The 9,696-nt window shown below is 69.0% G+C and carries 10 protein-coding genes and 1 pseudogene; 2 read left to right on the forward strand and 9 right to left on the reverse strand.

Going from position 1 to position 9,696, the window contains the following annotated elements:
* Positions 1-83 (reverse strand): hypothetical protein (locus tag B8W67_RS21465; RefSeq protein WP_234806834.1); only part of this gene is annotated, 83 nt, incomplete at its 3' end.
* Between the two features lie 10 nt (positions 84-93).
* On the reverse strand, positions 94-882 hold the full coding sequence (locus B8W67_RS19405) for a 2-keto-4-pentenoate hydratase (protein WP_085305790.1): 789 nt from the start codon (positions 880-882) through the stop codon (positions 94-96).
* Positions 883-975: 93 nt separating this feature from the next.
* Between B8W67_RS19405 and kstD the strand changes: the two genes are divergently transcribed.
* Both kstD and B8W67_RS19415 read left to right on the forward strand, forming a co-directional pair.
* The gene (gene kstD, locus B8W67_RS19410; protein WP_069393237.1) at positions 976-2,670 is read left to right on the forward strand and encodes a 3-oxosteroid 1-dehydrogenase; all 1,695 of its coding nucleotides are present in this window, start codon (positions 976-978) and stop codon (positions 2,668-2,670) included.
* Between the two features lies 1 nt (position 2,671).
* Positions 2,672-3,532 carry an enoyl-CoA hydratase ChsH3 gene (locus B8W67_RS19415; protein WP_069393219.1) on the forward strand — a complete coding sequence of 287 codons (861 nt, stop codon included), beginning with the start codon at positions 2,672-2,674 and terminating at the stop codon, positions 3,530-3,532.
* 131 nt (positions 3,533-3,663) lie between these two features.
* On the opposite strand, the gene B8W67_RS19420 is transcribed toward B8W67_RS19415, so the two are convergent.
* The 7 genes and pseudogenes from B8W67_RS19420 to B8W67_RS19450 form a co-directional block, all read right to left on the reverse strand.
* Positions 3,664-4,503: a type IV toxin-antitoxin system AbiEi family antitoxin gene (locus B8W67_RS19420; protein WP_069393218.1), complete on the reverse strand. Its 840-nt coding sequence runs from the start codon at positions 4,501-4,503 to the stop codon at positions 3,664-3,666.
* 152 nt (positions 4,504-4,655) lie between these two features.
* Positions 4,656-5,813, reverse strand: coding sequence for a 17-hydroxy-3-oxo-4-pregnene-20-carboxyl-CoA lyase (locus tag B8W67_RS19425; protein WP_069393217.1), 1,158 nt, complete (start codon positions 5,811-5,813; stop codon positions 4,656-4,658).
* Positions 5,813-6,238: a MaoC family dehydratase gene (locus tag B8W67_RS19430; RefSeq protein ID WP_275080525.1), complete on the reverse strand. Its 426-nt coding sequence runs from the start codon at positions 6,236-6,238 to the stop codon at positions 5,813-5,815. The genes B8W67_RS19425 and B8W67_RS19430 overlap by 1 nt, the downstream gene beginning before the upstream one ends.
* Positions 6,220-7,191, reverse strand: coding sequence for a bifunctional MaoC family dehydratase N-terminal/OB-fold nucleic acid binding domain-containing protein (locus B8W67_RS19435; RefSeq protein WP_069393215.1), 972 nt, complete (start codon positions 7,189-7,191; stop codon positions 6,220-6,222). Before B8W67_RS19435 ends, B8W67_RS19430 begins: the two co-directional genes overlap by 19 nt.
* On the reverse strand, positions 7,188-8,351 hold the full coding sequence (gene fadE29 / locus B8W67_RS19440) for an acyl-CoA dehydrogenase FadE29 (protein ID WP_085305792.1): 1,164 nt from the start codon (positions 8,349-8,351) through the stop codon (positions 7,188-7,190). Before fadE29 ends, B8W67_RS19435 begins: the two co-directional genes overlap by 4 nt.
* Complete coding sequence (locus tag B8W67_RS19445) at positions 8,351-9,367, reverse strand: acyl-CoA dehydrogenase family protein (RefSeq protein ID WP_085305794.1); 1,017 nt, start codon at positions 9,365-9,367, stop codon at positions 8,351-8,353. The genes fadE29 and B8W67_RS19445 overlap by 1 nt, the downstream gene beginning before the upstream one ends.
* Before the next feature lie 89 nt (positions 9,368-9,456).
* Positions 9,457-9,696 (reverse strand): annotated as a pseudogene (locus B8W67_RS19450) (steroid C27-monooxygenase); the annotation flags it as partial.

Here is a 9,696-nt window from a genome sequence, read left to right on the forward strand (position 1 = left end):
CACTCCGACCGCAACAACTTGTACAACAAATCGGTACTGATGTTGCCCGAACCCACAATGGCAACCGACGCCTTCTGCGGCATTGTCCTCTCCCTACTTCTCGAAACTCAGATGAACCGAGCCGAGCCCGGTGAAATCGGCGACGAACTCGTCGCCGGGCCGGACGTCGATCGCCCGGGTGGCCGTGCCCGGCAACACGATGTCGCCGGCGCGCAGCCGCACCCCGAAACTCTCCACCTTGCGCGCCAGCCAGGCGACCGCGGTGACCGGGTTACCCAGCACCGCGTCGCTGCGCCCGGTGGCCACCACCTCGCCGTTGCGGGTCAGCGACGCGTCGATGGCGGTGATGTCGATATCGCCGGGGGCCACCCGCCCGGCGCCGAGCACCCAGCCCGCCGAGGAGGCGTTGTCGGCGATGGTGTCGCAGAGTTTGATCTGCCAGTTCTCGATCCGCGAGTCGATGAGCTCGATCGCGGGCACGAACGCCTCGGTGCCGGCCAGCACGTCGTCCTCGGTGCAGTCCGCGCCGGGCAGGTCGGCGGCCAGGATGAAGCCCACCTCCACCTCCACCCGCGGGAACAGGTACTTCGCGGTGGCCACCGGGGTGTCCTCGAAGACCGCCATGTCGTCGAGCAGGTGCCCGTAGTCGGGTTCGTCCACACCCATCATCTGCTGCATCGCCGCGCTGGACAGGCCCACCTTGTGGCCGACCACCCGCGCTCCGGCGGCGACCCGATCGGCGATGTTGAGCAGCTGGATCTGGTAGGCGTCGACCACGTCCATGTCGGGGTGAGCGTCGGTCAGCGGCGCGATCGGCACCCCGGACCGCTCGGCGGTGGCCAGGTCGGCCGCGAGCTGGCGGCGGGTCGCATCGGCGAGCATCGTCGAGAATTCCCCTCGTCATCGGTCCGGGTCGGTCGGGGCCGGTCCGCCTCGAGTAGCGGTCGGCCAGCCCAATTCTATAACGTGTTCTACATGACCAGTCAGGAGTACGACGTCGTCGTGGTCGGAAGCGGTGGTGCCGGCATGGTTGCCGCCCTGACCGCGGCTCACCAGGGCCTTTCCGCGATCGTCATCGAGAAGGCACCCCATTTCGGCGGTTCGACCGCCCGATCCGGTGGCGGAGTGTGGATTCCGAACAACGAGGTGCTCAAGCGCCGCGGCATCTCCGACACCCCCGAGGCGGCCCGCACCTACCTGCACGGCATCGTCGGCGACGTGGTGCCCGCCGAGATGATCGACACCTATCTGGACCGCGGCCCGGAGATGCTGTCGTTCGTGCTGAAGCACTCGCCGTTGAAGATGTGCTGGGTGCCCGGCTACTCCGACTACTACCCGGAGGAGCCCGGCGGCCGGGCCGGTGGGCGCTCCATCGAGCCGAAGCCGTTCAACGCCCGCAAGCTCGGCGCCGACGAGAAGGGCCTGGAGCCCGCGTACGGCAAGGTGCCGCTGAACGTGGTCGTCATGCAGCAGGACTATGTGCGGCTCAACCAGCTCAAACGGCACCCGCGCGGGGTGCTGCGCAGCCTGAAGGTGGGCGCGCGGACCGTGTGGGCCAAGTCCACCGGCAAGAACCTGGTCGGGATGGGCCGGGCGCTGATCGCGCCGCTGCGCATCGGGCTGCAGCGCGCCGGGGTGCCGGTGCGGCTGAACACCGCGCTGACCGACCTGTTCGTCGCCGACGACGGCGTCGTCGCCGGGGTGTACGTGCGCGACACCACCGTCGAGGGCGGCGAGCCCGAACTGATCCGCGCGCGCCGCGGGGTGATCCTGGCCTGCGGCGGCTTCGAGCACAACGAGCAGATGCGGGTGAAATACCAGCGCGCCCCGATCACCACCGACTGGACCGTCGGCGCGAAAGCCAACACCGGGGACGGCATCCTGGCCGGGGAGAAGCTCGGCGCGGCGCTGGACATCATGGCCGACGCCTGGTGGGGGCCGACCGTGCCGCTCGACGACGCGCCGTGGTTCGCGCTCTCGGAGCGCAACTCGCCGGGGTCGATCATCGTCAACATGGCCGGTAAGCGGTTCATGAACGAGTCGATGCCCTACGTGGAGGCGGTGCACCACATGTACGGCGGCACCTACGGGCAGGGCCCCGGGCCGGGTGAGAACATCCCCGCCTGGCTGATCTTCGACCAGCGCTACCGCGACAACTACATCTTCGCCGGGCTCAACCCGGGCCAGCGGCTGCCCCGCAAGTGGGTGGAGTCCGGGGTGATCGTCTCCGCCGACACCGTCGAGGGCCTCGCCGAGCAGACCGGCCTGCCCGCCGCGGAGTTGGCCGCCACCATCGACCGGTTCAACGGGTTCGCCCGCACCGGCGTCGACGAGGACTTCGGCCGCGGCAAGAGTGCCTACGACCGCTACTACGGGGACCCCACCAACAAGCCGAACCCCAACCTCGGCGAGATCGGCCACGCGCCCTACTACGCGGCGAAGATGGTCCCCGGCGATCTCGGCACCAAGGGCGGGATCCGCATCGACGTGCACGGCCGTGCACTGCGCGACGACAACAGTGTGATCCCCGGCCTGTACGCGGCCGGCAATGTCAGCGCCCCGGTGATGGGACACACCTATCCCGGCCCGGGCGGCACGATCGGGCCGGCGATGACGTTCGGCTACCTGGCGGCGCTGCACCTGGCCGGATCCCCGACAGAAAGGGCCTGACATGCCGATCGACCTCGACGCTGCACTCGGTGCGGAGTTCGGGAGCACCGAGTTCTCCTGGAGCGCCACCAACGTCCAGCTCTACAACCTCGCCCTGGGCGCCGGGGCCGACCCGATGGACCCCCGCGAGTTGAGCTACGTCGTCGACGGGAGCCCGCAGGTGCTGCCGACGTTCGGGTGCGTGGCCGCGTCGTTCAACGATGTGGCACCGCCGACGGTGAGCTGGCCGGGCATCGAGATCGACCTGGCCAAGATCCTGCACGCCTCGGAGAAGGTGAGCGTGCCCGCACCGCTGCCGGCGTCGGGATCGGCCCGCGCGCAGAGCCGCATCGCCGGGGTGTGGGACAAGGGCAAGGCCGCGGTGGTGGATCTGGAGACCACCGTCACCGCCACCGACGGGACGGTGCTGTGGACCCAGCAGCGGTCGATCTTCGCCCGCGGTGAGGGCGGTTTCGGCGGTGAGCGCGGCCCGTCGGGCCCGGGCGGCCCGCCGGATCGCGCCCCCGATCACCAGGTCGACATCCCGGTGCTGCCGCAGCAGGCGCTGCTGTACCGGCTGTGCGGGGACCGCAACCCGCTGCACTCCGATCCCGCCTTCGCCGCCGCCGCCGGGTTCGACCAGCCGATCCTGCACGGCCTGTGCACCTACGGCATGACCTGCAAGGCGATCGTCGACACCGCACTGGACGGCGACGCCGGCGCGGTGGGCAGCTTCGGCGCCCGTTTCGCCGGGGTGGTGTTCCCCGGTGAGACGCTGCGTGCCTCCATCTGGTCGGAGGCCGACCGGCTGCTGGCCACGGTCACCGCTCCGGCCCGCGAGGACGCCGTGGTGCTCTCCGGGGTGGAGCTGGTGCGCAGCTGAGCCCTCCGGGGCTCTCCAGGGCTCTCCGGGGCTCTCCGGCGCGCTCCAGGGCTCTCCGGGGCTCGCCGGGGCTCGCCGGCGCTGCGAGTGTGAAGCTAGGTTCACGCTCGGGCGCCAGCGTGAAGCTAGGTTCACGCTCGGCGGGCCAGGGCGGAGCGCACCCGGTGGACGATCTCGGGTTCCCGGTCCCCGGCGAGCACCCGGATCACGATCCAGCCGCACCGCTGCAGACGTTCGTGCCGTTGGGTGTCCCAGCGGTAGCGGCGCCGGTCGGTGCGGTGCTGCTCCCCGTCGTACTCCGCGGCGACCTTCAACTCGGGCCAGCCCATGTCGAGCACCGCGAAGGGTTTCCAGTAGCCGTCGTAGACCGGGATCTGCGTCTGCGGGCGGGGCAGTCCGGCCTGGATCAAGATGACGCGCAGCCAGCTTTCCTTCGGCGACTCGGCTCCGGCGTCGACGAGTGACAGCGACGCCCGGGCGCGGGCGATGCCGCGTCGGCCGGCGGACCGGCGCAGGATCTGCTGCACGTCGACGTCGTTGACCTTCACCGCGCGTACCAGCGCATCCAACCCGGCCACCGCCTCGACCGTCGGATACCAACAGCCCAGGTCGACGGCGGTGCGGGCCGCGGTGGTGACCGGGAGCCCACCGAGCTCCTCGACCTCGTCGGGGTCGAGCACGTCGCCGTGGACCAGCAGGCCCGGCAGCCGATGCCGGTTGTTGTGGAGCAGTTCTGCCGGCCGCTCAGCGGAGACCCACTCGCTGCCGTGCAGCGCGGCTGCCGAGAAGCCGGCAACCACCCCGCGGCGCCGCGACCACAGCCAGGCTGCCCGAGCCCGGTCGATCGCGGTGATCGCCATCCCGTTGGGCAGGTATACGTCGCGGTAGAGCCGGGTGTGCCCGGTGGCGAGCTGCGCCTTGGTCAGTTGTCCCGATGCCAGCGCCGCACTGCCCAAAAATGGCTCGGCCATGGCGGCAGCGTGCCAGCCGGCGGCGGAATCGTCACTTCACTGGGGCGGATCGATTCACCCCGCCCGCCGAGCGTGAAGCCAGGTTCACGGTGGAGCCCGAGCGTGAACCTAGCTTCACGCTCGGCGCGGTGAAGGCTCGGCGCGGGGTGGGCTCAGCCGAGGATCAGCCCGGAGGTCGGCACCCCGGTGCCGGCGGTGACCAGCACGTGCTCGACGCCGTCGACCTGGTTGACCGAGGTGCCGCGCAGTTGGCGCACCGCCTCGGAGATGCCGTTCATGCCGTGCACGTAGGCCTCGCCGAGTTGTCCGCCGTGGGTGTTGATCGGCAGGCGGCCGCCGAGTTCGATCGCACCGTCGGCGATGAAGTCCTTGGCCTCACCCTTGCCGCAGAACCCCAGCTCCTCCAACTGGATCAGCGTGTACGGGGTGAAGTGGTCGTAAAGCACCGCCGTTGCGATGTCGGCGGGCGAAAGACCCGACTGCGCCCACAGTTGCCGGCCGACCAGGCCCATCTCCGGGAGGCCGAGTTCGTCACGGTAGTAGGAGTACATGGTGAACTGGTCGGCCCCGGAACCCTGCGCGGCCGCCTCGATGACCGCCGGACGGTGTCTCAGGTCCTTGGCCCGCTCGGCGGAGGTGATCACGATCGCCACCCCGCCGTCGGTCTCCTGGCAGCAGTCCAAAAGCCGCAGCGGATCGGCGATCATCCGCGAGTTCTGGTGATCCTCGATCGTGATCGGCTTGCCGTAGAAGTGCGCCTTCGGGTTGGTGGCGGCGTGTTTGCGGTCGGCGACCGACACAGCACCGAAATCGGCACTGGTGGCGCCGTATTCGTGCATGTAGCGGCGGGCGACCATCGCCACCGACGCCGCCGGGGTGGACAGCCCGTGCGGATACGACCAGCTGTACTCCACGCCGCGGGAGTCGGCGTTGACGGTCAGCCCGGTCATCACCTGGCCGAACCGGAACTCCGAGCGTTCATTAAAAGCTCGGTACGCCACGACGACGTCAGCCACGCCGGTGGCGACCGCCATCGCGGCCTGCTGCACGGTGGCCGCGGCGGCTCCGCCGCCGTAGCCGATCTGGGAGAAGAAGCTCAACTCCCCCACCCCGGTGGCCCGCGCGACGGCGGTCTCCAGGTTGGAGTCCATGGTGAAGGTGACCAGGCCGTCGACGTCGGCCGGTGTCAGTCCCGCGTCGTCGAGGGCGTCGAGCACCGCCTCGGTGGCCAGTCGCAGCTCGCTGCGGCCGGAGGCCTTGGAGAAGTCGGTGGCGCCGATCCCGGCGATCGCGGCCTTACCGGATAGCACTACACACCTCCGAGGGTCAGGGTCGCCGTCGCCACCACATGATCGCCGAGACTGTTGGCCCCCACCACTTCCACCGTGATCAGCCCGTCCTCGACGGCGGTCACCTCGCCGGTGAACGTCACCGTGTCGTAGGCGTACCAGGGCACCCCGAGGCGCAGACCGATGGAACGGATCACCGCCCGCGGTCCCGCCCAGTCGGTGAGGTAGCGCTGCACCAGGCCGGTGTCGGTGAGGATGTTGACGAAGATGTCCTTCGATCCCTTGGCCTGCGCCGAGTCCCGGTCGTGGTGCACGTCCTGGTAGTCGCGCGTGGCGATCGCGGTGGAGACGATGAACGTCGGATCACCGTGGATCTTCAACTCCGGCAGCGTGGTTCCCACCGCGACGTCGGCGGCGTCGACCCCGGTCACGGGACCGGCTCCCACGCGTAGAGCGTCCAGGCGGGGCTCGCCTCGGCGTCCTCCCCGGCGGGGAAGTCGATAAAGGTTGCCTGCACGGGCATTCCGATCTCCACCTTCTCGGCGTCGACGCCGCGCAACTCGCCCAGCATCCGCACGCCCTCGTCGAGTTCCACCAGGGCGATGACGAACGGCAGGCGCCGCCCCGGCACCTTCGGTGCGTGATGGACCACGTAGCTGAACACGGTGCCGGTGCCCTTGGCCACCACGTAGTCGACCGGCGCGTCCTTGTCCGCCCAGACCGCCGGCACCGGCGGGTGCTGCAGGCTGCCGTCGGGACGGCGCTGGATGCGCAGTTCGTGGGCGGCGACGCCGTCCCAGAAGTACCGGCTGTCCCGCGACGACGACGGGCGCATCAGCTTGTCCGGATCGAGGTCCTCGGGCACCGCGGTGGCGGGCGCAGCCGCCTCCTTGGCACGCGGGATGAACTTCAGGATCCGCCAGTCCATGTCGGCGACGGATTCCTCGCCGACCCACCAGCGGATCTTCTGGTTGATGAAGTAACCCTCGCCCAGGCCGGTCTGCTTGGGCCCGACGACATCGGTGATCTCAGCGGTGACGCTGACTTCTTCACCGGGACGCAGATAGCGGTGGTAGGTCTGCTCGCAGTTGGTGGCCACCACCCCGACATAGCCTGCGCCGTCGAATAACTCGATGATCTTGCCCAACGGGTCGTCGTCGGGGCGAACACCGCCGAGGCCCATCATCGTCCACACCTGGATCATCGCCGGCGGGGCGACGACCCCGGGATGACCGGCCGCCTCGGCGGCGTCAGCGTCGACGTAAATCGGGTTGGCGTCGCCGATGGCATCAACCCAGTGGTGAATCATCGGCTGGTTCACCGGATCCCGGCCGGCTCGCGGTGCGCTGCGGCCGGTGGCCAGCAGCTTGTCGATTCCTGTCTGCAGGTCGTTGCTCATCGCGGCACCCTCGGAACCTTCAGGCCGGCGGAGGCGATCATCTCGCGCATCACCTCGTTGACACCACCGCCGAAGGTGATCACGAGGTTGCGCTTCGTCTGCACGTCCAGCCATTCCAACAGCTCGCCGGTCGCCGGATCGGCCGGGTTGCCGTATCCGCCGACGATCTCCTCAGCCAGGCGTCCCGCGTACTGGATACGCTCGGTGCCAAACACTTTCGTCGCTGCCGCATCGGCGACGTCGATGACGTCCCCGGCGGCCGCGACCTGCCAGTTGAGCAGTTCGTTGATGCGGAACATCGCGCGGATCTCAGCGAGGCCGCGGCGCACCGCGTCATGGCTGATCGGGGTGACACCGTCGCTGCCGGGCTGGTTCGCCCACGCGTGCACGCGGTCGTAGATCGCCCCGAACCGGCCGGCCGGCCCCAACATGACACGTTCGTTGTTGAGCTGGGTGGTGATCAGCTTCCATCCGCCGTTCTCCTCGCCGACGAGCATGTCGGCCGGCACCCGCACATCGGTGTAGTAGGTGGCGTTGGTGTGGTGCGCGCCGTCGGACAGGATCATCGGGGTGAACGAATAACCCGGGTCCTTGGTGTCGACGATGAAGATCGAGATGCCTTTGTGTTTCACCGCGGTCGGGTCGGTACGTGCCGCCAGCCAGATGTAGTCGGCGTCATGGGCTCCGGTGGTGAACACCTTCTGGCCGTTGATGACGTAGTGGTCGCCGTCGCGGACCGCGGTGGTGCGCAACGACGCCAGGTCGGTGCCGGCCTCCGGCTCGGAGTAGCCGATCGCGAAGTGCACCTCGCCGGCGAGGATCGCGGGAAGGAACTTCTTCTTCTGCTCGTCGGTGCCGTAGACCTGCAGGGTCGGGCCGACGGTCTGCAGGGTCACCGCGGGCAGCGGGATGTCGGCGCGCTGCGCCTCGTTGACGAAGATCTGCTGCTCGATCGGGCCGAAACCCAGGCCGCCGAACTCGGTGGGCCAGCCGACCCCGAGCTTGCCGTCGGAACCCATCCGGCGGATCACGTCGCGGTAGGCCGAGTTGTGCCGGTCGACGGCCATCGCTTCGGCCTCGTCGGGCTTGATCAGCGTGGCGAAATACTGCCGCAGTTCGGCTTGCAGTTTGCGCTGCTCCGCAGTCAGGTCGATGAACATTACACTCCCACCAGGTCGAGACGGTACGACTTGCCACCGAGCAGACGGGCCAGATCCTTGATGGTCGAGTAGTACCGGTCCATCGGATAGTCGATGTCCATGCCCATCCCGCCGTGCAGATGATGGCAGATCTGCATCATCGGCGGCGCCTGCGACGTGATCCAGTATCCGAGCACGCCCAGATCGCTTTCGGTGAGCGCATCGTCGCCGAGGTCGCTGGCCAACCGCCACACCACCGAGGTGGCCGCCAGGGTGATAGTGCGCGAGACGATGTAGACCTCGGAGAGTTGCGCTGCCACCGTCTGGAACGTCGACAGCGGGCGACCGAATTGCTCACGGGTGCCGACGTAGTCGGCGGTCAGCCGTAGCGCGCCGGCGACCAGACCGGAGGAGAACGCCCCGATCATCGCCAGCGCCAACTGGTTGGCCCGGTGCACGCTCGCCCCGGCCAGCACGTCCTCATCGGCGACCGCGACGTCGGTGAACACGACCGTGTACTCGTCACTGTGGTTGGCGGTCGGGGTCTTGGTCAGCTGCACCCCGTCGGCCTTCGGGGACACCACCACCACACCGTTGTCGGTGGTGACCAGCATCCAGTTGGCCTCTTGGGCGTAGGGCACCCCGATCTTGGTGCCCGACAAGCGGTTACCGCTCAACGTGGTGGCGGGGTTCTCGGGCAGCGACGCGGCCGGCTCGTTGAGCGCGGCGGTCAGCACCGCACCGCCGGCGACACCGGCGAGGTAGCGGTCCTGCTGGGACGGCGAGGCCAGGTCGAGAAGCGGAACCAGGCCCAGGCCCAGGGTCGCCAATGCGGGGCTGACGGTGCCGTGCCGGCCGATCTCGGTCAGCGCGGTGGCCACCTCCAGCAGGCCCACACCGTCACCGTCGAGGCGTTCGGGCACGGCCAGCGCGGTGACGCCGCCGGAGACCAGTGCCTGCCAACGGTTGTCGCGGCTCAACACCGACGTGACCACGTCGGCGACGGCCTGTTGCTCCGGTTCGGGAGTGAAATCCACCCGTGTACTCCTTTGATGCTCACGGCCCCGCTGAGGCCTTCTCACGACGGTGTCGCGACCCGGTGTGCTGCGGTCGGGTCCTCGACGCTTTAGTGCGCCACCGGGCAGGTGCCGGTGTAGTCGACCTGCCAGTGTTTGATCCCGTTGAGCCAACCCGACCGTAGTCGCTCCGGTGTCGCCAGCGGCGTCAGGTCCGGGACGTGATCGGCGACCGCGTTGAAGATCAGGTTGATCGTCATGCGCGCCAGGTGTGTGCCGATGCAGTAGTGCGCGCCGGTGCCGCCGAACCCGACGTGCGGGTTGGGGTCGCGGGTGATGTCGAACGAGAA

The sequence above is a fragment of the Mycolicibacillus koreensis genome, assembly GCF_002104795.1.
In the GTDB taxonomy this organism is placed as follows: domain Bacteria; phylum Actinomycetota; class Actinomycetes; order Mycobacteriales; family Mycobacteriaceae; genus Mycobacterium; species Mycobacterium koreense.